A 25325-nucleotide genomic window follows, 5' to 3' on the forward strand; every position below is an offset into this window, starting at 1 on the left:
GTGAACGGGCTCCGAGGGACGACGTCAGCGTTTCGTCATGATTCACGGGCCCGCTGCGGCACAAGGCCCGGCATACGGTCGATTCATGCCCCCCGCACGACGCGTCCCTTCTCCCGCCGAACCCGGTTTCTGGCGCAGCCCGTTGCGTGGGCCCTGGCTCACCTCGGTGCTCGGCGTCGTCCTGCTGGTCGGTGTCACCGTGCTGTTCGTGACCGGCCTGCTGTCGTACGCGGCGTACAACCCGAACTTGTCACCCGCCAACGACAAGACACCCGACAAGGGACTCCTCGGCTTCTACCTCTTCGACTGGCCGACCGACCCGCACTGGCTCTACCGCCTCAACCAGGGTCTGCACGTCACGGTCGGCATCACGCTGATCCCGGTGCTGCTCGCGAAGCTGTGGTCGGTGATCCCGAAGCTCTTCACGCTGCCCCCGGCGCGATCGGTGGGGCACGCCCTTGAGCGGGTGTCGCTGCTCCTGCTGGTCGGAGGCGCGCTGTTCGAGTTCGTCACCGGTGTCCTCAACGTCCAGCTGGAGTACCTCTTCCCGGGGTCGTTCTATCCGCTGCACTTCTACGGCGCCTGGGTGTTCTTCGGTGCGTTCGTGACCCATGCCGTGCTGCGCCTGCCCCAGGTCGTACGTGTGCTGCGTGAGCCGGGCCTGCGCGAACGGCTGCGGGATCCGCGTCCCGAGCCGCACGGCGAAGGAGGTCTGGTGGCGCCCCGGTCCGCCGAGCCGACCGTGTCGCGGCGAGGAGCGCTCGGCATGGTCGGCGCGGGCTCCGCCGTGCTGTTCGTGACCACGGCGGGGCAGAGCTTCGACGGCCCTCTGCGCCGCACCGCGCTCTTCGCCCCGCACGGCGGCGGTGATCCGGGAAGCGGACCGAACGGCTTCCAGATCAACAAGACGGCCGCGAAGGTGGGTGTCGGACGGCGGGACACGGGTGAGCTGTGGCGTCTGGTCGTCGCAGGACCTCGGGGAGACGTCAGGCTCTCCCGCTTCGATTTGCTCCAACTCCCGCTGCACAGCGCGGCTTTGCCCATCGCCTGTGTGGAGGGCTGGTCGACGTCGGACCAGTGGTGGCGCGGCGTGCGGCTGCGTGACCTCGCGGCCCTGGCCGGGTTCGACGAGGGCCCTCCAGGTGTGTTCGTGGAGTCCCTGCAACGGCACGGGGCCTTCCGCAGGGCCGCGTTGCGAGACAACCAGGTCCGCGACCCGCGCTCCCTTCTCGCGTTGCAGGTCAACGGCGAGGATCTGTCCCCGGACCACGGCTATCCGGCGCGCGTCATCGTTCCGGCCGCGCCCGGTGTGCTCAACACCAAATGGGTGTCCCGTCTGACCTTCGGGGAGCTGTGATGACCGCTCTCGCACGCCGATTCCGGCGGTGGTACGGGGAGGGGGCGTTGCAACTCCTCCTGCTGCTCGGCTCGTTCGCGCTCGCGGGGTATGCGGGGGTGCGCCTCCTGAGCGGTGACGGGCTGCTTGTCGCCGTCTGGTTCGTGGGCGCGGCTCTGGTGCACGATCTGGTCTTCGTGCCCGCGTACGCACTAGCCGACCGCGCCCTGCGGGCCGCCGCCGGGCGGCGGGAGCGCAGGGCGGCGTGGATCAACTTCGTACGGGTTCCGGCGTTCCTGTCCGGGCTGCTGTTGCTCGTGTGGTTCCCGCTCATCGCCGGGCGAGTGGAACGCTATGAGTCCGCCACCGGGCTCCCCGCCGACGCCTTCCTCACTCGCTGGCTGGTCGTCACGGCCGCGCTGTTCGCCGGAGCCGCACTGTGCCGGGTGGTTCAGGTGCGGCGCGCGCGGCGCAGCGACAGGAAGGAACGGCCCGCGGAGGTCCACTGATCGGCCGGGCTCCAGCCGAGCGGACGGGCATGGCGCAGTAGGGCGGGGGCGCCGAGACGGGCCCAGGGGAACGGCTCGCCCGGTGTGCCGTGACCGTCGTAGACGTGCACCTCCACTCGCTCGTCGACGTCGATCTGTGCGGCTTCTGCGATCAACAGGCCGCCGGGGGCCACCAGTTGGGCGACTCGCGTGAGCAGCGCCCCGGGGTCTCCGCCGATCCCCACATTGCCGTCCATGAGCAGGGCGGTGCCCCAGCGGCCTTCGCCGGGAAGCGTGTCGAAGACGGAGCGCAACAGGGCGGGGCCGCCGAGCCGGAGCGTGTGGTCGACGGCTGCCTGGCTGACGTCGACCCCCAGGACGCGGTGGCCCAGGGCCGCCGCCCCGGCCACCAGCCGACCGGGGCCGCAGCCGATGTCCAGGACACTGCCCTCGCAGCGGCGCAACCCGGAGAGGTCCGCCGCGTCGGCACTCGCGCACCAGCGTTCGACGTCGAGGGGCAGCAGCCAGCCGTCGCTGCGGCGCAGGAACAAGGGGCCGTGGCCGTTGCGCAGGGCATTGGTGTACGGGTCCGCACGCCAGGGCGTGGCCGCGGGGGCTGTCCTGCTCAGCTCGGTGTCCGGGGCTGCCGTGCTCATCGGCCGCCGCCCGGGTGCCCGGCCGCCGTCGCGAGGCGGGCGAGCGCGGCGGCGAACCGGCTGTCCGGCGCGGTGGCGGCGACCTTCCCGGCGTCGTCGGCCGTGTCGACGTCGCGCAGCGCGGGCAAGTCGCGCACCCGCAGGCCCGCGCCGGTGAGCCGGGCACGTTGCAGGGCGCCGGTGTCGGGCCTCGACATGGGGACGCCGCGCAGCAGCCGCGGGTCGGGGTCGGCCAGGCCGAGCGCCCAGAATCCGCCGTCGACGGCAGGGCCGAACCAGGCGTCACAGTCCTGCCAGGCGTCGGGGCCGAGGGCGGGCGCGAGCAGGCCCGGGGTGATCTGGGGGGTGTCCATGCCGACCAGGAGGGCGGGTCCGGCGCAGCCCGCGAACGCCGCGGCGAGCCGTTCGTCAAGGCCGCCCGCGCACTGCGGAACCACCTCGATGCCGGGAGGGAGCCAGGGCCCGGGCTGCCCGGCAAGCACCAGGACGCGTCGGTGGGCGGGCGCCGCGAGTACGACGCCGAGAGTGTCGGCGAGCGAGGCCGCGGCCAGCTCGGCGGCCTCCTCGGGGGTGTAGGGCGGAGTGAGGCGGGTCTTCACCCGTCCCGGCAACGGCTCCTTGGCGATGACGAGCAGGGTCGTGCCGCAGGCGGTCACAGCGCACCGCCCGGCACACGCGATCCGCCTTCGGCGCAGGCCGCCCGCGGTGCCTCCGCGAACACCGCCCGCATGTCGCGCACCGCGTGCCACGTCCCCCGCCACGTCCCGGTGACCTTCGACTTCCCCTCGCGCGGCAGATACGGCACGTCCCGTTCCTCGATCCGCCAGCCGGCGTCGGCCGCCCGCACGACCATCTGCAGGGGGTATCCGCTGCGCCTGTCGGTCAGGCCGAGCCCGAGCAGCTCCTCGCGCCGCGCCGCCCGCATCGGGCCCAGGTCGTGCAGCCGTACGCCGGTACGCCGCCGCAGCATCCGCGCGAGCGCCAGATTGCCCGCGCGCGCGTGCGGCGGCCAGGCGCCGCGGCCCTGGGGGCGCCGCCGCCCCACGACCAGGTCGGCTGCGCCGTCCGTCACCCTGCGTACGAAGGGCCGCAGCAGCCCCGGGTCGAGGGAGGCGTCGCAGTCGCAGAAGCACACGACGTCCGCGTCGGACGCCGTGAGGCCCGCGTGGCAGGCGGCCCCGAAGCCGCGCCGCGGCTCAGTTACGACGGTGGCGCCCAGCGCGCGGGCGATGTCCGCCGAACCGTCGGTGGAGCCGTTGTCGACGACGAGGGCCCGCCAGCCCGCGGGAATCCGTTCCAGGACCCAGGGCAGCGCCGCGGCCTCGTCGAGGCAGGGCAGGACGACGTCGACCCGGACGGCGCGGGGACCAGGTGGGTCGGGCACGTCGGGTACGTCGGATTCCGCGGAGGAGGAGGGAGCCATGTGACCAACCCTAGGAATGTGAACCGGACATAGGGGACTTGAGGTTCTTACGAAACAGGGACGTCGGCTGCCGCGAGCAGGCCTGACCGGCTGGTCCGCGCGCCGCAGGTGCGAGGCTGGTGGCATGCAGCCACCACCGCAGGACCACCCGCCCGCAGGGACCACGGCGCCCGGCGCGCTTCGGGTGCTCGTCGTGGACGACGACCCGACCGTCGCCGAGGTCGTCGCGGGCTACCTGGAGCGCGACGGTTACACGGTCGACCGCGCCGAGGACGGCCCCGGCGCGCTGGAGCGCGCCGGGGTGTTCCGGCCCGACCTCGTCGTCCTCGATCTGATGCTGCCCGGCATGGACGGTCTGGAGGTGTGCCGCCGTCTGCGCGTCAAGGGGCCGGTGCCGGTCATCATGCTCACCGCCCGCGGCGACGAGGACGACCGGATCCTGGGCCTTGAGGTGGGGGCCGACGACTACGTCACCAAGCCGTTCAGCCCGCGCGAACTGGTCCTGCGGGTGGAGTCGGTGTTGCGGCGCAGCCACGCCGCACGCGCTCCCGAGAGCGTTGCCACGCTGGGCGCCGCGGGCCTGTGGGTGGACTTGGTGGCGCGCCGCGCGACCAAGGGCGGGACCGAACTCGCCCTCACCCTGCGGGAGTTCGACCTCCTCGCCTTCCTGCTGCGCCATCCGGGGCAGGCGTTCGGGCGGGAGGAGCTGATGCGGGAAGTGTGGGGCTGGGAGTTCGGCGACCTGTCCACGGTCACGGTCCACGTCCGCAGGCTGCGGGGCAAGGTCGAGGACGACCCGGCCAGGCCGCGGCTCATCCAGACGGTGTGGGGTCTGGGGTACCGGCTCGACGTACCGGACGAGGAAGCGGGCCCGCGGGGCGCCGCTGATCCCTCGTCCGTCCGCACCCCGCCCGACACCCATGCTTCCCGGCGCGACCGCGTGCCGCCCCGAGCCGAAGGCTGACTTTCATGCAGGACGTTCTCCTCATCGCCCTCTTCGCCTTCCTGGGAGCCGCGAGTGCCGGACTTCTGGGCGCCATCACGCTGCGCTTGCTGCGGCAACGGTCCCTCGTGGTGGCGATGACCGTCGTGGCGGCCGTCGCGGTGCTCGCCATGCTGGCCGGGACGCTCGCGGTGGCCTGGGAGATGTTCCTGTCGCCGCACGACCTGAAGGTGGTCACCATCGTCGTGGCGATGGCCGCCGTGGTCTCGCTCGCCACCGCTCTGCTGCTGGGCCGCTGGATGGTCGCCCGCAGCAAGGCACTGACCCTGGCGGCCCGTTCCTTCGGCGACGGCGGCAGCTTCGCCGCCCCGCCCGAACTCGTCAGTGCCGAATTCGCCGCGCTGACACGCGAGTTGGAGTCGACCAGCGCCAAGCTCGCCGAGTCCCGGGAGCGAGAGCGGGCCCTGGAGCGTTCCCGGCGTGAACTGGTCGCCTGGATCTCGCACGACCTGCGCACTCCGCTGGCCGGACTGCGGGCCATGTCCGAGGCGCTGGAGGACGGTGTTGCCGCCGAACCGGACCGCTATCTGCGCCAGATCCGCACCGAGGTCGAACGCCTCAACTCCATGGTCGGAGACCTCTTCGAGCTCTCCCGCATCCACGCGGGCGCGCTGGCCCTCACGCCGTCCCGTATCTCCGTCTACGACCTCGTGGGCGACGCGCTCGCGGGCGCCGACCCGCTGGCCCGCGAGCATCGGGTGCGTCTGGTCGGCGACCGTGTCGAGCCCGTGCCGGTGGAGGTCGACAGCAAGGAGATGAGCCGCGTCCTGGGCAATCTCCTGATCAACGCGATCCGCCGTACGCCGGCCGACGGGACCGTCGCGGTGGCCGCGGAGCGCTCCCCGGAGGGCGTGGTGCTGTCGGTGACGGACGGCTGCGGCGGCATCCCCGAGGAGGACCTGTCCCGCGTCTTCGACACCGGTTGGCGCGGCAGCCAGTCCCGCACACCACCGGCGGGCGCGGGACTCGGGCTCGCGATCGTGCGCGGCATCGTCGAGGCCCACCAAGGCCGGGCCGCCGTGCGCAATGTGGCGGGCGGCTGCCGCTTCGAGGTCACGCTGCCGTCGGCAGGCGCGTAAGGCCCGGGGCGCCGTAGCGACGTCTTCGCGAAGGAGGGGCCCCCTCGGTGCCATCGGTGGTGAAGCACATCCCGGCCTCACCACCACCGAAGTGCAGAGTCGGCTAGTTCCGCAGCGGTGCCTTCGCGAACGAAGCCATGCCCTCGGCGAAGCCCACCTCGGCCCGCCATCCCAGCTCCGCCCGCAGCCGTCCCGCGTCCGCCGTGACGTGCCGGACGTCCCCGAGCCGGTACTCGCCCGTCACCGCCGGAGCCGGGCCACCGAACGCCAGCGCCAGCTCGCGGGCCATCTCCCCGACGGTGTGCGGCTCCCCGCTGCCGGTGTTGTACGCCCTGCACACCCCCGCCTCCCGCTCGCGCACCGCCTCCAGTGCCATCGCGTTGGCCATGGCCACATCCCGTACGTGCACGAAGTCACGCCGCTGGCGGCCGTCCTCGAAGACCTGGGGCGCCTCGCCCCGCTCCAGCGAGGAACGGAAGAACGAGGCCACACCGGCGTACGGGGTGTCGCGGGGCATGCCGGGCCCGTACACGTTGTGGTAGCGCAAGGAGACCGCTCGGCCGCCGCAGGATCGCGCCCACGCGGCGGCCAGGTGTTCCTGCGCCAACTTGGTGGAGGCGTACACATTGCGCGGATCGGCGGGCGCGTCCTCGCGCACCAGGCCGGGGCGCAACTCGGCCCCGCAGTCGGGACACAGGGGCTCGAAGCGCCCTGCGTCCAGATCCGCCGCCGCGCGCGGACCCGGCCGGACCGCGCCGTGCCGCGCGCACTCGTAGCGCCCTTCCCCGTAGACCACCATCGACCCGGCGAGCACCAGTTCACGTACCCCGGCCTCGGCCATCGCGGCGAGCAGCACAGCCGTGCCCAGGTCGTTGCAGCCGACGTACGCCGGAGCGTCCGCGAAGTCCTTGCCGAGCCCCACCATCGCCGCCTGGTGACAGACCACGTCCACCCCGCGCAGCGCGTCCCGCACCGCGTCCCGGTCCCGGACGTCGGCGACGGTCCACCGCTGCCCGTCGGGCGGCCGCGGCGGTTCGGTATGGGCAGAAGGCAGCAGGGCGTCGTACACCACCACTTCGTGCCCGCGTTCGGTGAGGACTTCGACCACGTGCGATCCGATGAACCCGGCGCCGCCGGTGACAAGTACGCGCATGCGGCTCACGCTAACTGCGCTGAGCAGGGGTGACGGCCGCCGAGAGCCCTTCGTCACGGGTCCGTAAGAACCGGCTTGGCGGGGCTCAGTCGTGGCGGGCCGTCACGATGCCGCGTGCCACGCCGAGTTCGACCAGATCTTGCGGGCGCAGACGGAGTTGCTCGGCCGTCGACCGGGTCTCCTCGGGCCCCCGTTTGAGGATCGCGGTCGCCAGCTCCGGGGCGATCACCGAAAAGTAGCTGTCCGGCGTCGCCCAGAGGTTGTCCGGTGAGGCGAGCGCGAGCGCGCCGCCGGAGCCGCCCTCGCCGATGACCAGAGACGTGACCGGTACCGGTGAGGCGGCGACGGAGGCGAACAGATCGGCGATCGCCGCGCCCGCCCCCGCGCGTTCGGCCTCCGCCCCGTTCGCGGCGCCCGGGGTGTCGATGAGGGTGAGGACCGGAATGCCGAGCCGCCCCGCGAGCCGGACAAGACGTGCCGCGGTGCGGTACCCGGCGGGTGTCGTCGCCGTCCCGCCCTGCGCCGCGTAGGCGACGGTCCGCCCTTCGCGCCGCCCGAACCCGCAGAGCATCCCGGGGTCCGTGCCCCCGCACCGGTCACCGCGCAACGGCGCCCGCTCCGTGAAGTAGGCGTCCAGATAGGCTGCCGCGCGCGGACGTTCGGGCGCTCGTGCCCGGTTGACGGCTTCCCAGCCGGTGGCCGGCAGGTCCCGGCGGCCCAGCGCACCGGGAGGCACGGGGGCGCCGGGCGTGGGCGCGCCGGGCAGCGGGCGGGAGCCGCCGGGAGCGGCCAGCAGCCCGAGACGCAGGGCCAGTGCCTCGCGCAACTCTTCGGGGCGTACGACGTCGTCGATCGCCCCCGCCGCCAGTTGTGCCTCGGCGGTGTACGCGGTCGGGTCCGCGTCCGCCGGGCGCACCCTGGACCCGGCGAAGCCGATCTGGCTGCCGGGCAGGGCGAGGATCAGGTCGGCGCCTGCCCCCAGCGTGGCCCAGCCGCCGCCGGTGGTCGGGTCGCGCAGGACGGCGATCCGGGCCAGGCCCGCCGCGCCGGTGAGCTCGGACTGCCGGGCCACGCGCTGCAGTTGGACCAGGGCGCGCATGCCCTCCTGCATGCGGCTGCCCCCCGTCGCGATCAACGAGACGACGGGCAGTCGGTGGTCCCGGGCGTGGCGGTGTGCGGCTTCCAGGCGGTCACCCGTGCGCCGGCCGAGTGAGCCGCCCAGGAACCCGAACTCGAAGGAGACGATCACCGCGGCGGTGCCGCCGACGGTGGCGGTGCCGCAGACCACGGACTCCCGCTCGCCGGTGCGTTCCGCGGCGCGTGCGAGGGAATCGGCGTAACCCTGCCAGTCGAGCGGGCCGTTCGGCGGGGAGTCGCTGAAGCCCGCGTCGCCCCAGGGGAGTTCGCGGAAGCTGCTCTCATCTGCCACCGCGGTGATGGCCGCGCGGGCGGTCGAGCGGAGGGCCGGTCCGTCAGGCGTCGGCTCAGACATGGAGGGACCGCTTCATGATCTTGCCCATGTCGTTGCGGGGCAGCTCCGAAAGGTAGCGCACCGTCCGGGGGCGCTTGTGCGGAGCGAGCTGGGCGGCCACATGGTCCGCCAAGTCGGCTGCTGTCGGCAGCTGTTCGGGGTCGGTCGGCACGATCCAGGCGACGATGCGCTCGCCCAGGTCGTCGTCGGGCTCCCCGGTCACGGCGGCCTCTCGTACGCCCGGGTGCTCGAGAAGGGCGTTCTCGATCTCGCCCGCACCGATCTTGTAGCCGCCGCTCTTGATGAGGTCGGTGGCCTTGCGGCCGACGATGCGCACATAGCCGTCGTCGTCGCGCACCGCCATGTCGCCGGTGCGGAACCAGCCGTCGGCGGTGAAGGCGGCGGCGGTGGCGTCCGGCCGGTTCAGATACTCGGTGAACAGATTCGGGCCGCGCACCTCGATCTCGCCGACCTCACGCGGGTCAGCGGTCTCGGAGCCCGCCTCGTCCACGAGCCGCAGCTCGACCCCGCCCAACGGCACCCCGACGGTCCCGGCCCGCGGTTCGCCGTCGGCCCGCACGCTCGTGTTCATCAGGGTCTCCGTCATGCCGTACCGCTCGATCACCCGGCGCCCGGTGGCCGTCGCGATCCGCTCGTGGTCGTGGACGGGCAGCGCGGCGGACCCGGAGACCAGGAGCCGAGCGCCGGACAGGGCCTTGGCGAGGCCCGGATCGGTGGGCAGCGCCTCCGCGATGCGGTGGTACATGGTCGGCACGCCGAACAGCATCGTGGCCCCGTCGGCCAGTTCGCGCCGCACGCCCTCGACGGAGAAACGGCCCAGGTGTCGCACCGAGCCGCCCCGGCGCAGCGGCCCGAGGATGCCGAGGATCAGACCGTGCACATGGAACAGCGGAAGCCCGTGCACCAGCACGTCGTCGGACGTCCACTGCCAGGCGTCCTCCAGCGCGTCCAACGTGGTGGAGAGGGCTCGGCGGGGCAGTACCGCACCCTTGGGCGGTCCCGTGGTGCCCGAGGTGTACACGATCAGGGCGGGGGACTCGGGGTCGGGCTCGACGGGCGGGGCGGGGGGCGTCGCGAAACCGGTGAGGGTGACGTCTGTACGCTCCAACCCCGCCAGCGGCGCGGGGAGTTCGTCGCCCGGCGCCGCGAGCACCACCGTCGGTGCGCTGTCCGCCACGATGTGCCCCAGCTCGCGCTCGCCGGTCTTCGGGTTCAGCGGCACGACGGGCACACCGGCGAGCAGCGCGGCCACCACGCCGACGGCGGTCTCCAGGGTGGGTGTGGCCCACAGCGCCACCCGGCGCGCCGAGCTGATCGAGGCGGCCAGGGAACCTGCCGCGGCAACGAGTTCGGCGTACGTCAGCGAGCGTTCGCCGAAGCGCAGGGCGGGGAGATCGGGGCCCGCGACGAGGGCCGGGAAGAGGGGCGGATGGGGGGAGCTCACGCTGCGTATCTCCTTGGTTGTCGTCACGGACCGTTGCCTGGTGATGGTTCGTCCTACCCGAATCCTGGCACCACGAAGACGAGCCACACCGCGGCGGGCACCACGGCCACCACGATCCCGCCGTACACCATCAGCTGCCGGAAGAAGCGCTCCCGGTCGACGTCCGGGGCGGCGGCGAGCACCAGCGCACCGTTGGTCGAGAAGGGGCTGACGTCCACGACGGTGGCGGAGACGGCGAGCGCCGCGATCATGCCGACCGCTCCGATCTCGCCCTGGGCCAGGAACGGCACAGCGAGCGGTATGAGCGCGCCCATGATCCCGACGGAGGAGGCGAACGCGGAGACGAGCGCGCCGATGTAGCAGAGCAGGACGGCGGCGAGGAGCGGGACACCGATGTCGGAGACGCCCTCACCGGCCCACTCGATGGTGCCCATCTCCTCCAGCACGCCGACGTAGGTCAGCACACCGCAGATCAGCAGCACGGTCGACCAGGCGATCTCGCCGACGGCCTTGCGGCTGGTGTCGGACCAGATCGCGCTCAGGATCACGGCCAGGGTGATGGCGCACAGACCGGCGTCGAGATCGAAGCCGAGGACGGCGACGACGAGGGCGACCAGGGCGGCGAGCGTGGCGATCTTGGCCGGATCGAGCCGCGAACCCGCCTCGTTCCCAGCCGATTCGGCCTCTTGCGACGTGGCTTCTTCCGGCCCGGCCCCCGGCTCGGCCGCCTCGGAGCGGCCGCCCAGCTTCAGCCCTCCGAAGAGGACGAAGACGATCCCGGCGATGATGAGGTTGACGCCGAGCGAGGCGAGGAAGAGGACGACCTCGTTCCCCGGCAGGTTCTCGCGCTCCACGATGCCGTTGACGATCGACCCGTAGATGCTGATGGGCGAGAAGCCGCCGCCCTGCGCCCCGTGCACCACCATGGCGCCCATCAGGAGCGGGCTGATCCCGTACCGGGCGGCGAAGCTCAGGGCGATCGGCGCGACGATCGCCACGGCGGCCGGACTGACCGCGCCGATCGCGGTCAGCGCCCCGGTGATCACGAACATCACCCAGGGGATCAGTGCGATCCGCCCGCGCACCAGGCGGATGGACGCGTGCACCAGCCAGTCGGTGGTGCCGTTGGCACGGGCGATCGCGAACAGATAGGTCACGCCGACCAGGACGACGAAGAGATCACCGGGGAAGCCGGCGAAGATGCCGTCCGCGTCGAGGTCGGCGGCCAGTTCGCCGACCGCGAAGGCGGCGGCGAAGGCGAGTGCGCCCATGTTGATGGAGCGGGTGGTGGCGATCACGAAGACCACCACGAGTACGAGGATGGAGATGAGTTCGGCGGACATCGTGGGCTCCCGTCCCTGGGGCCGTCCCTCAGTGGCCAAGTGGCTGAACCAATTTGGCCGTTGGCGGAACACAGCGTCGGGGCATCGGGTTTCGGCCGTCAAGAGATCGGACGCAAATTGGCTGAGCCACTTGCCCACTTGCCCACTCGTCCACTGGATCGGCCGCTGTTAGGCTGCGGAACCATCGGTACGGGGGAGAAATCCGGCAGGGGGGCCGAAATGGGAGTCGGGATAGCGGGGGTCGGGATGACGGGGGTCGGGATGGGCCGGGATGTCTGACGCGCTGCGGCCCATGGGCAGGACGCGGTTGTACGAGCAGGTGCTCGACCGGCTGCGCGCCTACGTCGGCGAGGGCGGCCTGCGCACCGGCGACCGGCTGCCGCCCGAGCGTGAACTGGCCCAGCGCCTCGGCGTCTCGCGCGCCTCCGTCAAGCAGGCCATCGTCGTACTGGAAGTGCAGGGCCTGGTCGAGGTGCGGCACGGCGGCGGCACCTATCTGGTCAAGGACAGCCTGGACGCCGAGCCCGTGGAGCGGCTCGTGGAGCGCAAGCGGCGGCTGCCCGACGTCCTGGAGGCGCGCGAGGCGCTGGAGACCAAACTGGCCGAACTGGCCGCCGAGCGCCGGACGGACGAGGACGTGCGGGCGATGCGGGACGCGCTCGACACGATGGCGCGGGAGATCGAGCGGGGCGAGCGCGGCGTCGAGGGCGACCGGCTCTTCCACGCGGCCGTGACCGCGGCCGCCCACAGCGCGCTGCTCGCCGAGTTCATGCGCTCCATCGCCGAGCAGATCACCGAGAGCCGCAACGAATCGCTGCGCCAGGTGCGGCGTCCCGCCCGGTCCCTCGCCCAGCACCACGCGATCCTCGACGCGATCGAGGCCGGCCGGGGACGGGCGGCGGCCGCCGCGATGCGCCGGCATGTGCGGACGGTGGCGAAAGTCAGGCTCCTCGACTGGAACCCGGACGCCGAGCCGGGCCCGCCGGACCACCCTGAGGCGTAAACCCGCGCGGCGGCTGGTCGGCGGCTGATCGGCGGGTGGTTGGCGCTGGTCGGCGGCTGGTCGGCGGTCGGGGAGCGGCTATTCGCCTGGTCCTTCGCTCCTGAACGTGTTGTTCGCTCCGGGCGCCGCACGCGGCGCCGAAGGTGGGCTCATGGACGACGACACCATGGCCGACGACAACGCTCCCCGTCACACCGGCACCAAGGCACGCGCCTCCGCGCTCCTGCGCCGCCCCAAGCTGTGGCTGGTGCCCACTGTTCTGACCGGGCTGCTCGCCCTGCTGCTGTCCCTGCTCTACATGGGCGGCATCATCAGCCCCCATCGCGACCTGCGCGACCTGCCCCTCGCCATCGTCAACGCGGACCAGGGAAAGCCCCCGGCCGGGCAGAAGCAGAATCTGGGGACACAGGTCACCCGTTCCGTACTCGCGGACACCTCCAGCGACAAGGCCGACTGGCGCCGGCTCACGCGGGCCCAGGCGCAGGACGAGCTGGACTCCGGCAAGATCTACGGGGCACTCGTCATCCCCGCGGACTTCAGTGACTCCGTCGCCGCGCTCACCACGCCACGCGCGACGCAGCGGCCGACGATGACGGTGCTGACCAACCCCGGCATGGGCAGCCTCGGCTCTTCCCTGGCGAGCAAGATTGCCACGGCGGCCGTACAGCAGTCCTCCCAGGCCATCGGCGAGCAGCTGAAGGCGGCGGGCGCCGACAAGGCAACCGGTTCCACCGCGGGCCTGCTGCTCGCCGACCCCGTCGGCATCACCACCGAGGTCGGCCATCCCATCGGGAACAACAGCGGGTTGGGCCTGAGCGCCTTCTACTACACCCTGCTGCTCGTCCTGGCCGGGTTCCTCGGCGCCAACCTCATCAGCACGGGCGTCGACACCGCCCTCGGCTACGCCGACGGCGAGATCGGCCCCTGGCACACCCGTCGCCCGACCGTGCCGATCAGCCGTACCCAGACGCTGCTCCTGAAGATGGCCATGACCGCGGGCATCACGGTCCTGACCACCACCTTGATCATGCTGGCCACCGTCGCGATCCTGGGCATGGACGCCACCCACCTGCCGTTGCTGTGGATCTTCTCCTACTGCGCGAGCCTCGCTGTCGGCCTGGGAGTCCAGGCCATCAACGCCGCCTTCGGCGGGATCGGTCAGCTCGTGTCCATGTTCGTGTTCATCGTCCTTGGCCTGCCGTCCTCCGGGGCCACCATCCCGCTGGAGGCGGTCCCCGGCTTCTACCGCTTCCTCGGGATCTTCGAGCCCATGCGTCAGCTCAGCGGGGGCGTCCGCTCGATCCTGTTCTTCGACGCCCGCGCCGACGCCGGTCTCGCCCGCGCCTGGATCATGATCGCGGTCGGTGTGGCCCTCGCGGCGGCCTTCGGGTTCGCGATGACCCGCTACTACGACCGCAAGGGGCTGCACCGGATGACTCCGCAACCCTCGCCCTGAACCCGCCTGAGCCGGGGCCCTCCTGACGGCCCTAGCGCCGGACGCGGAAGCGGGTCATCAGGTCTTCTCCCGCGGGGCCCGAGGCCGACTTGTCGACCACATAGGCGGTGCCGTCGGCCACGTGGACGTGGTTGGGCAGGGCGGCGGTGGTGACGGTCTTCACGACGGCTCCCTTGCGGGGGTCGACGACCGTGACGGTGGCGGAGAGCCGGTTGACGGCAAGGATGTGGCCCGAACGGTGGTCGACCGCCACGGACTTGGTGCCGGCGCCGGACGCCACGGACCGGGTGTCGGCGCCCTTGCGGAGGTCGACCACCGATACGGTGCCCGCGGTCTGGTCACCGGTGTACGCGGTGCGGCCGTTCTTGGAGAGTGCCACCGAGAGCGGGCCGTCGCCGGTCGGGACGAGCCGCGGGCTCCCGGCGCCGGGTGAGACCTCGATGATCCGGTCGCCGGTGTGGTCGGCCGCGTACACGGAGCCGGTCCGCTCGTTCACGGCGAGGCCCGTCGGCCCCGCGCCCGGTACGGTGACGCGCCGCTTCTCCTTGAAGGTGCCGGAGTCGAAGGCGACGAGGGTGCCGTCGCCGAAGGCGCTCGCCCACACCAGGTCGCGCCGCTCGTCGACGACGACCTCCCGCGCGTGGTTCACGCCGGGCAGGGTGGCGAGGTGCTTGCCGGTGCGCTGGCTGTAGACGGAGACGGAGTTGTCACGGGTGTTCGTCGTCCAGACGGTGTTGTGCTCGTCGTCGACGGCGACGCCGTAGACGGACTGGACGGCACCCGTCGCCGCGTTGGTGGCCGGCGCGTATCTCTTCTCCACCCGCAACGTGTCCGGGTCGACCCTCAGGAGGCTGGAGCCGGTGACCGGCGCCGGCGGCTGGCCCACCGAGGAGGCGACCCAGAGCGCGTCGTTCCGTTCCGAGTACGCGGACTGGTACAGGCCGGGCGCCACCGGCGCGGAGACGGTGGGCGCGCCGGTGCCCGCGGTGGCGGCGCCCGCGGCGCCGGTCGAGGCCAGTACGCTCCCCGCGGCGAGGGACACGGCTATCGCGGTGGTACGGCGGGCCCGGCGGATGGTTGAGCTCATGCTGCGTCGATCTCCTTGGCAGAGGTGCCTCCGGAGGGAGGCACTCGCCGATCAACTTAGCCGAGCCTTACCTTATCCGTCACCGGGCGATGCGCCGGACCCCGCACGGTGCGGTTCACCGGACGCCGCGCCGGACTCGCTCAGGACAGGCAACCCGCGTGCGCGAGGGCCTGCTTGAGCAGGACGCCGTGACCGCCCGGCATCTCGTTCTGGACCACCAGCGACAAGGCTTCCTGCGGACTGAACCAGACCAGGTCCAGGGCGTCCTGCCGCGGACGGCAGTCGCCCGTCACCGGGACGATGTAGGCGAGGGACACCGCGTGCTGGCGGGGGTCGTGGAACGGCGTGATGCCTTGCGTCGGGAAGTACTCGGCGACGGTGAAGGGCTGCAGGGAGGACGGGACGCGGGGGAGAGCCACCGGGCCCAGGTCCTTCTCCAGATGGCGCAGGAGAGCGTCACGCACCCGCTCGTGGTGCAGAACGCGGCCTGAGACCAGGGTGCGACTGACCCCGCCCTCCTGTCCCATGCGCAACAGCAGCCCGATACTGGTGACTTCGCCGCTGTCGTCGACGCGCACCGGCACCGCTTCGACGTACAGGATCGGCATACGCGCACGGGCCTGTTCGAGCTCGTCGGAAGGCAGCCAGCCGGGCGTGGTTTCGGTCGTGTCAGACATCGGCTGATCATACGTTCACCGGCCCCCGGCGTGCTGCTTCTCCTTCGGCTGAGTGATCACCGCGGCGCATTTGAGGAGTCGGGCGCGCGGAGGCGAGCACGGCCGCGAGGCGTGTCGTGCCCCCGGGAGAGCCGCGGGGCGTGTCGCACCTCCGGGAGAGCTGAGGCTCAGTCGTCGGCCTCCACGGTGGTGGTGTCGGTGGCCGTGCCGGTGGAGCTCGTGGGGGCCTTGTCGGTCGCGCTACGGGTACCTGACCACGCCTGCCACAGGGAGGCGTAGGGGCCGGAGCCCGCGCGCAGTTCGTCGTGGGTGCCGCTCTCGACGATCCGGCCGCCCTCCATGACGACGATCCGGTCCGCGGTCGCGGCCTGGGTGAGGCGGTGCGCGACGACCAGCGCGGTGCGCCCCTCGACGGCCCGGCCCGCGGCCTTCTCCAGGAGACGCGCACCGGTGCTGCCCGCCTCGGCCGTCGCCTCGTCGAGCACGGCCACCGGCGGATCGGCCAGCATCAGCCGGGCCAGGGCGAGTTGCTGGACCTGGGCGGAGGTGAGGCGGTGGCCTCCGTCGCCCACGACGGTGTCCAGGCCGTCAGGCAGGGCTTCGACCCAGTCGATGGCCTCGACGGCGGTCAGCGCCGTGCGCAGTTCGTCGTCGGTGGCGTCGGCATGAGCGAGGCGCAGATCGTCCGCCAGCGGCCCGGCGAAGACGTGCGTCTCCTGGGTGACCAGCGCCACGGGGAGCCCGTCGTCACGGCTCCGGGTGCCCGTCAGGTGCACCGAACCGGAGGTCGGGCGGTGGACCCCCGCGATGAGCTTGGCCAGGGTGGTCTTGCCGGCGCCACTCGGGCCGACCAGCGCCACTCGCTCTCCGGCCCGGAGCGTCAGGTCCACGTTCTGCAGGACGGGCTGCCCCGGTACGTACTCGTGGTCGATGCCGATCACGGTGACGGTGCCGTCCGGCTCCGTACCGGGACCCCGCGGTGTGGCCTGAGCCCGCGCGGCGGGCACGGGCTCCGGGACGACCTCGTCGGCGACCCCGACGAGGCGGGCGAGCGAGGCGGTCGCCGACTGCGCGTCGTCCAGGAGCACGAGTGCCGAGTTGACCGGCGTGAAGAGGCTGTGGAAGTAGAGCGCGGCGGCGGTCGCGGTGCCGATGGACACCGAGTCCGCGCGGACCAGGAGGAACCCGGTGACGAGGACCGCGGTGAGGCCGAGGTACTCGGCGACGTGCAGCCGGTTGTAGAAGTCGAGGACCAGCCGGATGCCGCGCATCTTCAGCTCGACCGCGGCCGAACTGCGTCGCGTCACCCGCGCGGTGTGCTGCTCCTCGATGCGGAAGGCCCGCACCGTGCCCGCACCGGCGATGGTGTCGAGCAACTGCTGCTGCTGGGCCCCGGTGGCGATGCGCTGCCGGGCGTAGAGCGGCACGGCGTGGCGGACGTACCAGCGCGCGGTGGACGCCTGGATGGGCACCGCGAGCAGCGTCGCGACCAGGAAGCGCCAGTCGAGCGCCGCCATCGCGACCAGCGTCAAGAGGATGGCCAGCAGGGAACGGGCCAGTTCGGGCAGGGCGCTGCGCACCGCCTCGCCGACCACCGAGACATCCCGGGTCACCCGGGCGGTGAGGTCTCCCGCCCCGGCCTTCTCCACCTGTTCGAGCGGCAGCCGCAGGGCCTTCTCCACGAAACGCTCGCGCAGCTGCGCGAGCACGGTCTCGCCGAGCCGGGAGATCAGGGTCAGGCCGAGCGAGGTGGTACCGCCGTGCACGAGGGCGACCAGGATCAGCAGGACGACCGGGAGCGTGAGGTCGCCCGCCGGACGCTGGTCGGCCACCATGTCGACGATGCGGCCGAGCAACGGCTGGACCAGGAGGCCCACCGCCGTCGCCGCGATCATCACCGCGAAGCCGCCGGCCGCCAGGCCGCGGTAGGGGCGCACCAGCTCGCGGACCGCGGCGCGGGTGCGCGATGCGGTGGCGGTGGGGAGCAGCTCACGGGTGTCCGTGTGCTGCTCGGCCGAGGTCTCGTTCATGCCAACACCGCCGAGCGATAGGCCTCATGACGCTGGATCAGGTCCGCGTGCGGGGCCGCGTCGGTCACCCGCCCCTCTTCCAGGAGCACCACCCGGTCGGTGACCGAGAGCAGTGCGGGACTCGTGGTCACCAGGACCGTGGTGCGGCCCTTGCGGATCTCGCGGACACCGGCCGCGATGCGGGCCTCGGTCACGGCGTCCACCGCGGTGGTCGGATCGTGGACCACCAGGACGGGGGGTTCGGCGGCCAGCGCCCGTGCCAGCGCGACGCGTTGGCGCTGCCCGCCCGAGAGCGAGCTGCCGCGCTCGCCGACCGGCGTGTGCTCGCCCTCCGGCAGGGTCTGGGCGACCTGCGCGACTCCGGCCGCGGCCATGGCCTGCTCCGGGTCGGTGGCGCCGGACGCGGCGGCCGTGACGTTGTCGCGGACGGTGCCCTCGAAGAGGTCCGCGTCGTGTTCGGCGACCAGCATCGCCGTGCGCAGTTCGGCCGGATCGAGGTCCCGCAGCGGGATGCCGTCCAGCTCCACGGTTCCGGTATCGGGATCGGCCCGCCGGGCCAGGCAGCGCAGCAGGTCGTTGGCGTGGGCGGGGTCCGTCGCGACCACGCCGAGCAGTTCGCCGGGCGCGACGTCCAGATCCACGCCGCGCAGCCCGCCGTGCCGTACGCCGCTCAGCCGTACCGCTCCGCGCACCGGCACGGCCAGGCTCCGGTCTCCGCCGGTGACGGCGGGCGCGGCGGCGACGACCTCCGCGATCCGTCCCGCCGATGCCCGGCCCTGGGCGAACTCGGCGTTGGCCCAGGAGAGCGTCTCCAGGGGGCCGAGGAGGAAGAGCGCGAGCCCGACCGCCGACACCAGCTCGCCCAGGCTGATGCTGCCCTGGGCGGCCAGCCTGCCGCCGACCAGCGCGACGGCGGCGATCAGGCACCCCGTGAGGGCGAGGACGACACCGCTCTGGAAGGCCTGCGCGCGTGCCGCCTTCAGGGTGGCACCGAGGGAGTCACGGCTCGTGGTGCGGTAGCGGGCGATGGCGGCCGACTCACCGCCGATGCCCTTGAGGATCCGCAGGCCCGTCACCAGGTCGGCGGCGACGGCCGACGCGTGCGCCGCCTGCTCCTGCTCGGCCCCGCTGCGGCTCTCCAGCGGCTTGCTCAGGAGATGCCCGAGCCAGAGCAGCACCGGCGTGCCGAGCAGCACGACGAGGCCGAGCGTCAGCGACATGCGCAGCAGGACGACCGCACAGGTGAGGATGCCGGTCAGCGCCGAGATCCCGGACATCAGGGCCATGTTGACGGCGCCGACCCGCTTGGCGTCCTCGGTCGCGATGTTCGCGAGGGCGCCGGGCAGCCGCCCGTCCTCGGCTCCGCCGCCGGGGTCCAGGACGCGTCGTACGAGGGAGATGCGCAGGGTGTGCTCGGCGCGGGCGGCGGACCGCTCGCCGGCCATGGCGCCGAAGCGGAAGCTCAGCGCGAGCGCCACATAGCCGACGGCCAGGACGCCGAGGCACAGGAGCAGGGCGCCGGTGTCGGAGTCGGTGACGGCCTGGTCGATCGCGACACCGATCAGGACGGGGACGAGCGCCTCGCCTATCTGATGCCCGGAACCCAGCACCGAGCCAACGGCGACATCACGCCGCTGGCCCCGTATGGACCGTCTCAGGACGTCCCGCCCCGACGGACTTGTAGAACTCACCCGCCACCTCTCCAGGGCCGGACAGTAAAATCTAGGTGAGGCTACCCTAAGTTACTTCCCTGTAGTGATGCGCCCTCCGAGCCCTGCCCTCGTGGACCCTAGGCTGCCTCCTGTCACCCGGCCCCCGACCCTGGAGCGCACACCGTGTTCGACCCCGCACCGGAGCACCCGTACCCCGACGGTCACCGACCGGACGAGGCGCCGACGCCGCACGCGCTGCTCACGCCGGTGCTCGGTCTGCTGGGTACCTGGCACGGCCGGGGCCGGGGCGAATACCCCACCCTCGACGCGGACTTCACGTACGCGCAGGAAGTCACCTTCAGCCACGACGGCCGCCCCTTCCTCCGCTACGAGGCGCGGGCCTGGCTCCTCGACGCCGACGACGCACCGCTGCGGCCGTCGGCGCGGGAGAGCGGCTGGTGGCGGCTGCAGCCCGACGGGCGGGTCGAGGCGCTGATCACCCAGCCCACCGGCATCGCGGAGATCGCGGTGGGCCGGGCGACCGGCAACACGGTCGACCTCTCCACCAGCGAGGTGGCCCGCACGCCCACCGCCAAGGAGGTCAAGGCCACCTGCCGCCGCTACACGCTCACCGACGACGGTCGGCTCGCCTTCGTCCACGACCTCGAAGCGGTCGGTCAGCCGCTCCAGCACCACCTCTCCGCACACCTTCGCCGCACGGCGTAGGACGCGAGGCCGCCTGCCGCCCGTACATGGCGCGAAAGCGGCCTTGACCGAGACTCGCCGAAGTCTATGGTCTGGACTAATCGGTCTGGACCAATCGGCCATCGCGAACATCCGGCCCCGACTCTCCACACCCCCCTCAAGTACGTCGCGCGACCCGCAGAAGCACTTCACGCACACCCCCACCTCAGCGCCGTGAAGGAGTACGCATGCACAAGAAGCGGAAGTTGGCCGCCATGATCGGTGCGGGCCTCGCGCCGGTCCTCGCCCTCACCCTGCCGACCGGATCGGCCAGCGCGCACGGCTACGTCAACGCCCCGGCCAGCCGGCAGGCGCAGTGCGCCGCGCGCACCATCCCGTGCGGTGACATCAAGTACGAACCGCAGAGCGTCGAGGGGCCCAAGGGCCTGCGCAGCTGCAACGGCGGCAACGCCCGGTTCGCCGAGCTCAACGACGACAGCAAGGGGTGGCGGGTCAGCGACGTGAGCAGGACGCAGACCTTCACCTGGACGTTCACCGCACGGCACCGCACCGCGAACTACGAGTACTTCGTCGACGGCGTGAAGGTTGCCACCATCGACGGCGGCAACCAACAGCCACCCGCCACTGTCTCGCACCAGGTCAACCTCGGCAGCGCCACCGGCAGGCACAAGGTGCTCGCGGTCTGGAACATAGGCGACACGTCGAACGCCTTCTACGCGTGCATCGACGTCAACATCCGTTAGCGCGCGCGCTCTTGGCGGAATCCTCTCCGGTCATGGCTCTATGAAGTGATACGCCCTCTGGTTACCCTCCGCCGCATGATTTCCACGGTTGTCTGGGGAACCGGAAATGTCGGCCGCGCGGCCATACGTGCCGTCGAGGCGCACCCGGCGCTGAAGCTCACGGCCGTACTCGTGCACAGCCCCGACAAGGTCGGCCGCGACGCGGCCGACCTCGCCGGTCTCCAGGGGCGGTCGGGCGTCGCGGCGACCGCCGACATCGACGCGGTGCTTGCCGCCTCGCCGCAGGCCGTGGTGTACGCGGCCTCCGGCGACATCCGCCCCGACGAGGCGCTCGCCGACGTCGGCCGGGCGATCCGGGCCGGGGCCGTCGTCGTCACCCCCGCGCTTTACGCTCTCTACGACCAGCGCAACGCCCCGCCCGAGCTGCGGGACCCGCTCCTCGCCGCCGTCGCGGACGGCGGCGGCTCCCTCTTCGTGTCCGGCGTCGACCCCGGCTGGGGCAACGACGTACTGCCCCTGCTGGTCAGCGGCCTTGGCAGCACCGTCGACGCGATCCGCTGCCAGGAGATCTTCGACTACTCCACGTACGACCAGGAGGATTCCGTACGCCACCTGATCGGCATGGGACATCCGATGGACTACGAGCCCCTGATGCTCGCCGAGACCGTCCCGACCATGGTGTGGGGAGGGCAGATCCGGCTGATGGCCAGGGCGCTCGGCGCCGAACTCGACGACATACGCGAGACGTTGGAGCGGCGCGCGCTCGACACCTCGGTGAGCACGCGGACGATGGGCGACTTCGAGGCGGGCACCCAGGGCGCGGTGCGCTTCGAGGTGCAGGGCATCGTCGGGGGCGAACCCCGCATCGTCATCGAACACGTCACCCGCATCCACCCGTCCTGCGCGCCCGACTGGCCGACGCCCCCCGACGGCGCCGGTGCGCACCGCGTGATCATCGAGGGCCGCCCGCGCATCGAGGTCACGGTCGAGGCAACCGACGAGGGCGAGAACCGGTCGGCGGGCGGCAACGCGACCGCGGTCGGCCGTCTGGTCGGCGCCATCGACTGGCTCGTGGACGCGGACCCCGGACTGTACGACGCGCTCGACGTCCCGCTGCGCCCCGCGACGGGCAAGCTCGGAAGGAGCAAGCAATGAGCTCGATGCACATAGACATTCCCGAGGGGCAGGAGCCGATCGGGTACGTGTGGGGCGAGATGGTTCCCGGGATCGGCATGGCCGCGGCGAACTTCTCGCTGTCCGTGTACGAGCACACGACCCTGGGACTGCGGGAGTTCGAGGCCGCGCGGTTGCGTGTCGCACAGATCAACGGGTGCCTGTTCTGCCTCGACTGGCGCACCGAACGCGAGGGCCAGAAGGTCGAGGAGGAGTTCGCCGAAGCGGTCACCCAGTGGCGCACCACCGACGCCTTCGACGACCGGACACGCCTTGCCGCCGAGTACGCCGAGCGGTACGCCCTGGATCACCATGGCCTCGACGAGGAGTTCTGGAAGCGGATGACCGCGCACTACGGCCAGCGCGAGATCGTGGAGCTGAGCATGAGCATCGGCTCCTGGCTGGCCTTCGGCCGGCTCAACCATGTGCTCGGTCTCGACGCGGTGTGCGTCCTGCCCGGGCACTGAAGGGCCATGACGCGGACCGGTGCCGAGGGGCCGTGGCTACAGATCGGTCGCGATGATCTTCTCGATGTTCCGTTCGGCGAGCGCCGTGATGGTGACGAACGGGTTGACGCTCGTGTTGCCGGGGATCAGCGAGCCGTCGATGACGTACAGGCCCGGATGGCCGTGCAGACGGCCGTAGTTGTCGGTGGCCTTGTTCAGGACGGCGCCGCCGAGCGGATGGTAGGTGAGGTGGTCGCCCCAGATCTTGTACGTGCCGAACAGATCGGTGCGGTAGATCGTCCCCTCCTTCGCGTTGATCTTGTCGAAGATGGTCTTGGCCGCGTCGATGGACGGCTGCTTCCAGGCCGTCTGCCAGTTCAGCTCCACTTTCCCCGCCGCCGCGTTCCAGGAGAAGGCGGCACGGTTCGGGTTCTTCGTGATCGACAGGTAGAACGAGGCGTAGGTCTCGATCCCGGTGGGCAGCGGCGCCACCTCGGCGAACGCGCCACCGGCCGCCCAGTTGTCGATGCCGGCCGTGGGGATGGACGACTGGACCTTGCCGGTCGGGTCCCACATGTGGTTGGCCCGGCCGCACATGACGTTGCCGTTGTCGCCCCAGCCCTTGCCGATCTCCCCGTTCAGCCGGGGCAGCGCACCGGTGGCCTTCAGTTCGACCAGTAATTTGCTGGTGCCGACACTGCCGGCCGCGAAGAACACCTTGTCGGCGGTGACGGTCTTGGTGGCGGTGGTGGTGCCGCTGGTGTTGAGCTGCTCGATGACGACGGAGTAGCCGCCGCCGGACGCGGGGGAGACCGAAGTGACCTTGTGCAGCGGCGAGATGGTGACCCGGCCGGTCGCGGTGGCCCGGGCGATGTAGGTCTTCTGGAGTGACTTCTTGCCGTAGTTGTTGCCATAGAGGATCTCACCGGCGACCGCCGACTTGGGGACTGTTCCGGTCGCCTCCTGCTTCATGTAGTCCCAGTCATAGACACCGGGCACGAAGACGAACGGGAAGCCGGAACGCTGGGCGTGCTTACGGCCGACGCGGGAGTACTGGTAGCAGTCGACGCTGTCGAACCAGGCCGGGTCGATGGTGCTGACGCCGAGACCGGCGTTGGCGCGCGGATAGTAGGTGGAGTACATCTCGTCGGCGTCGACCGACGGGAGGACGGCGCCGAAGTTCTCGCGCTTGGGCGTGACCGCCATGCCGCCGTTGACCAGGGAGCCGCCGCCGACTCCGCGGCCCTGGTAGACGAGGATCCCGCCCATGTCCTCGGCGTCGAGAATCCCGGTGTAGCGGGGGATGTCCTTGTCGATGGGGAAGCCGAGGAAGTTGCTCAGGGGCTGTTTGGTCCTGGTGCGCAGCCAGTAGGAACGGCCGTCGGGTGACGTGGTGTGGGCGAAGATCTTGCCGTCGGAGCCGGGGGTGTCCCACGCCATGCCCATCTCGGCCATGTGTACGTCGACGCCTGCCTGGGCGAGGCGCAGGGCGGCGACGGAACCTCCGTACCCGGTGCCGATCACCAGTACGGGGACGCGGGCTCCGTCTCTGATGGGCCCCGCCGCGGCTGCGGGCCGCACCTGGGCAACGGCGGTCTGGGCGGAGAGGGTGACGGCGCCCAGAATAGAACCAGTTCCAGCTAAGAATCTTCGCCGTGTGACGCCCTCCTGGGCGGTAATGCGCATGGTAGTGACATGCATGTGACGTTCCTCACTCTCGTAGGAATGGGAACGAGTTCTACTGCTGCTGGCGCATTAAGTCACTGCATACCTAGAGGTAACTTCTGTCCGATCTTGTACCTATGATCCGATCTTGTACCTATGATCCGCCGTCACTCAGGAGCCGCTTCCTCGCCAGGCCGACATCGAAGTCCGCCTTCGGGTACCGCGGATCCAGCATGTCCAGATGCTCCAGGAGCAGGCCGCTGATCGCCCAGTCGCGGTACCACTTGCGGTCCGCCGGGATGAGGTACCACGGGGCGTGCGCCGTCGAGCAGCGCTCGAGTGCGATCTCGTACGCCTCCTGATAGGCGGGCCACAGGGCGCGCTCGTCGATGTCGCCCGGGTCGAACTTCCAGTGCTTGTCCGGGGCGTCGAGGCGTCGGAGCAGGCGGCGGCGCTGCTGTTCGTACGAGATGTGCAGGAAGCACTTGATGACGGTGACGCCGTCGTCGGTCAGGCTCTGCTCGAAGTTGTTGATACGGCCGTAGCGGCGGCCGAGATCGCTGGGCGGGACCAGTTCGTGGACGCGGGCGATCAGGACGTCCTCGTAGTGCGAGCGGTCGAAGATGCCGATCTCGCCGGGTGCGGGGAGCGCCTGCGAGATGCGCCACAGGAAGGGGTGGTCCAACTCCTCGGGGGTGGGCGTCTTGAAGGCCTTGATGCGGCAGCCCAAGGGGTTGAACTGGCCGATGACGTGCTTGACCGTGCCGCCCTTGCCGCTGGTGTCCATGCCTTGCAGGACAAGCAGGACGCGACGGCGGTCGCCCGCGGTGCTCGCCGCGTGGAGCCGCTCCTGGAGGTCGGTGAGCCGTTCACCCATCTGGGCGGTGGCCAGGATTCCGGCGGCCTTGTCCACCGGCCGGCCGGGGGTCGCGTCGGCGGCGTACGAGGCGAGGTTCACGCGCTCGCCTTCGGGGACGCGGAGCAGGTCGCGCAGCGGGGACGGGGGCGTGGACGTCTTGCGGTTCTTCTTGCCGACGCCTTTGCCGTCCTTGGCGCCTTTCGCGTCCTTGCCCCGCTTCTTCCGGTCCTTCTTGTCCTTGGCCACTGGGCGGCCCCTTCCTCCCTGTCCCTCGATGGTGGGCCGGGGGACACGAGCCCGCCAGCCGGGCCTGCGGGGGCCCTGTAAAGCCGTGCGCGGCCACCCGTGCCGCCGGAAAGCCCGGTGGCCGTGCGGGGCGCGTTCTACGATGAGCACCGCGGATCACCACGGG

General features: G+C 71.7%; 22 protein-coding genes and 1 pseudogene. 10 read left to right on the forward strand and 13 right to left on the reverse strand.

The genetic code is table 11. From position 1 onward, the window contains the following. Positions 1-85 precede the first annotated feature (85 nt). The gene (locus AB0I94_RS22975) at positions 86-1357 is read left to right on the forward strand and encodes a molybdopterin-dependent oxidoreductase (protein WP_363311474.1); all 1272 of its coding nucleotides are present in this window, start codon (positions 86-88) and stop codon (positions 1355-1357) included. Beyond that, positions 1357-1845, forward strand: coding sequence for a hypothetical protein (locus AB0I94_RS22980; protein ID WP_363311475.1), 489 nt, complete (start codon positions 1357-1359; stop codon positions 1843-1845). Before AB0I94_RS22975 ends, AB0I94_RS22980 begins: the two co-directional genes overlap by 1 nt. Here the strand turns inward: AB0I94_RS22980 and AB0I94_RS22985 are convergent. From AB0I94_RS22985 to AB0I94_RS22995, 3 genes and pseudogenes are all read right to left on the reverse strand, one after another. Then, a pseudogene (locus AB0I94_RS22985) lies at positions 1791-2480 on the reverse strand (methyltransferase domain-containing protein); the annotation flags it as partial. The gene AB0I94_RS22980 and the pseudogene AB0I94_RS22985 sit on opposite strands and share 55 nt — an antisense overlap. Next, positions 2477-3136 (reverse strand): DUF2064 domain-containing protein, encoded by a 660-nt coding sequence (locus AB0I94_RS22990; RefSeq protein WP_363311476.1) that lies wholly within the window; start codon positions 3134-3136, stop codon positions 2477-2479. The gene AB0I94_RS22990 and the pseudogene AB0I94_RS22985, both read right to left, overlap by 4 nt. Beyond that, positions 3133-3903, reverse strand: a complete 771-nt coding sequence (locus AB0I94_RS22995) for a glycosyltransferase family 2 protein (protein WP_363311477.1) — start codon at positions 3901-3903, stop codon at positions 3133-3135. The genes AB0I94_RS22990 and AB0I94_RS22995 overlap by 4 nt, the downstream gene beginning before the upstream one ends. Positions 3904-4027: 124 nt before the next feature. Here AB0I94_RS22995 and AB0I94_RS23000 point away from each other — a divergent pair, with 124 nt between their 5' ends. Beyond that, positions 4028-4867 carry a response regulator transcription factor gene (locus AB0I94_RS23000; RefSeq protein WP_363311478.1) on the forward strand — a complete coding sequence of 280 codons (840 nt, stop codon included), beginning with the start codon at positions 4028-4030 and terminating at the stop codon, positions 4865-4867. Between the two features lie 5 nt (positions 4868-4872). Further along, positions 4873-5985: a HAMP domain-containing sensor histidine kinase gene (locus AB0I94_RS23005; protein ID WP_363311479.1), complete on the forward strand. Its 1113-nt coding sequence runs from the start codon at positions 4873-4875 to the stop codon at positions 5983-5985. 103 nt (positions 5986-6088) lie between these two features. Here the strand turns inward: AB0I94_RS23005 and AB0I94_RS23010 are convergent, their stop codons facing one another. The 4 genes from AB0I94_RS23010 to AB0I94_RS23025 all read right to left on the reverse strand — a co-directional run bounded on the left by AB0I94_RS23010 (position 6089) and on the right by AB0I94_RS23025 (position 11417). After that, complete coding sequence (locus AB0I94_RS23010; protein WP_363311481.1) at positions 6089-7138, reverse strand: NAD-dependent epimerase/dehydratase family protein; 1050 nt, start codon at positions 7136-7138, stop codon at positions 6089-6091. 85 nt (positions 7139-7223) lie between these two features. After that, a complete protein-coding gene (locus tag AB0I94_RS23015; protein WP_363311482.1) occupies positions 7224-8630 on the reverse strand; it encodes a carboxyl transferase domain-containing protein in 1407 nt (468 codons plus the stop codon). Then, positions 8623-10074: an acyl-CoA synthetase gene (locus AB0I94_RS23020; RefSeq protein ID WP_363311483.1), complete on the reverse strand. Its 1452-nt coding sequence runs from the start codon at positions 10072-10074 to the stop codon at positions 8623-8625. Before AB0I94_RS23020 ends, AB0I94_RS23015 begins: the two co-directional genes overlap by 8 nt. Before the next feature lie 53 nt (positions 10075-10127). Further along, a complete protein-coding gene (locus AB0I94_RS23025) occupies positions 10128-11417 on the reverse strand; it encodes an SLC13 family permease (RefSeq protein ID WP_363311484.1) in 1290 nt (429 codons plus the stop codon). A gap of 271 nt (positions 11418-11688) precedes the next feature. Between AB0I94_RS23025 and AB0I94_RS23030 the strand changes: the two genes are divergently transcribed. Further along, positions 11689-12420, forward strand: a complete 732-nt coding sequence (locus AB0I94_RS23030) for a FadR/GntR family transcriptional regulator (protein ID WP_363311485.1) — start codon at positions 11689-11691, stop codon at positions 12418-12420. A 151-nt stretch (positions 12421-12571) separates the two neighbouring features. Then, positions 12572-13876 (forward strand): DUF3533 domain-containing protein, encoded by a 1305-nt coding sequence (locus AB0I94_RS23035; RefSeq protein WP_363311486.1) that lies wholly within the window; start codon positions 12572-12574, stop codon positions 13874-13876. A 31-nt stretch (positions 13877-13907) separates the two neighbouring features. Here the strand turns inward: AB0I94_RS23035 and AB0I94_RS23040 are convergent, their stop codons facing one another. The 4 genes from AB0I94_RS23040 to AB0I94_RS23055 all read right to left on the reverse strand — a co-directional run bounded on the left by AB0I94_RS23040 (position 13908) and on the right by AB0I94_RS23055 (position 19361). Then, the gene (locus tag AB0I94_RS23040; RefSeq protein ID WP_363311487.1) at positions 13908-14963 is read right to left on the reverse strand and encodes a YncE family protein; all 1056 of its coding nucleotides are present in this window, start codon (positions 14961-14963) and stop codon (positions 13908-13910) included. Between the two features lie 140 nt (positions 14964-15103). Further along, on the reverse strand, positions 15104-15640 hold the full coding sequence (locus AB0I94_RS23045; RefSeq protein ID WP_363311488.1) for an NUDIX hydrolase family protein: 537 nt from the start codon (positions 15638-15640) through the stop codon (positions 15104-15106). A 167-nt stretch (positions 15641-15807) separates the two neighbouring features. Beyond that, positions 15808-17670 carry an ABC transporter ATP-binding protein gene (locus AB0I94_RS23050; protein WP_363311489.1) on the reverse strand — a complete coding sequence of 621 codons (1863 nt, stop codon included), beginning with the start codon at positions 17668-17670 and terminating at the stop codon, positions 15808-15810. Next, positions 17667-19361, reverse strand: a complete 1695-nt coding sequence (locus AB0I94_RS23055) for an ABC transporter ATP-binding protein (RefSeq protein WP_363311490.1) — start codon at positions 19359-19361, stop codon at positions 17667-17669. The genes AB0I94_RS23050 and AB0I94_RS23055 overlap by 4 nt, the downstream gene beginning before the upstream one ends. 144 nt (positions 19362-19505) lie before the next feature. On the opposite strand from AB0I94_RS23055, the gene AB0I94_RS23060 reads away from it, so the two are divergent. The 4 genes from AB0I94_RS23060 to AB0I94_RS23075 all read left to right on the forward strand — a co-directional run bounded on the left by AB0I94_RS23060 (position 19506) and on the right by AB0I94_RS23075 (position 22410). Then, positions 19506-20048: an FABP family protein gene (locus AB0I94_RS23060; protein WP_363311491.1), complete on the forward strand. Its 543-nt coding sequence runs from the start codon at positions 19506-19508 to the stop codon at positions 20046-20048. Between the two features lie 206 nt (positions 20049-20254). After that, positions 20255-20770, forward strand: a complete 516-nt coding sequence (locus tag AB0I94_RS23065) for a lytic polysaccharide monooxygenase auxiliary activity family 9 protein (protein WP_363311492.1) — start codon at positions 20255-20257, stop codon at positions 20768-20770. A gap of 75 nt (positions 20771-20845) precedes the next feature. Beyond that, entirely contained in the window at positions 20846-21925 is a 1080-nt protein-coding gene (locus AB0I94_RS23070) for a dihydrodipicolinate reductase (protein WP_363311493.1), read from the forward strand. A gap of 5 nt (positions 21926-21930) precedes the next feature. After that, positions 21931-22410, forward strand: a complete 480-nt coding sequence (locus AB0I94_RS23075; RefSeq protein WP_363311613.1) for a carboxymuconolactone decarboxylase family protein — start codon at positions 21931-21933, stop codon at positions 22408-22410. A gap of 36 nt (positions 22411-22446) precedes the next feature. Here AB0I94_RS23075 and AB0I94_RS23080 read toward each other — a convergent pair whose 3' ends face one another. Both AB0I94_RS23080 and AB0I94_RS23085 read right to left on the reverse strand, forming a co-directional pair. Continuing rightward, positions 22447-24090, reverse strand: coding sequence for a GMC oxidoreductase (locus tag AB0I94_RS23080; protein WP_363311494.1), 1644 nt, complete (start codon positions 24088-24090; stop codon positions 22447-22449). Between the two features lie 118 nt (positions 24091-24208). Next, positions 24209-25048, reverse strand: coding sequence for a PPK2 family polyphosphate kinase (locus tag AB0I94_RS23085; protein ID WP_363311614.1), 840 nt, complete (start codon positions 25046-25048; stop codon positions 24209-24211). Positions 25049-25325 lie beyond the last annotated feature (277 nt).

The sequence above is a fragment of the Streptomyces sp. NPDC050147 genome (assembly GCF_040660195.1).
GTDB lineage: Bacteria > Actinomycetota > Actinomycetes > Streptomycetales > Streptomycetaceae > Streptomyces.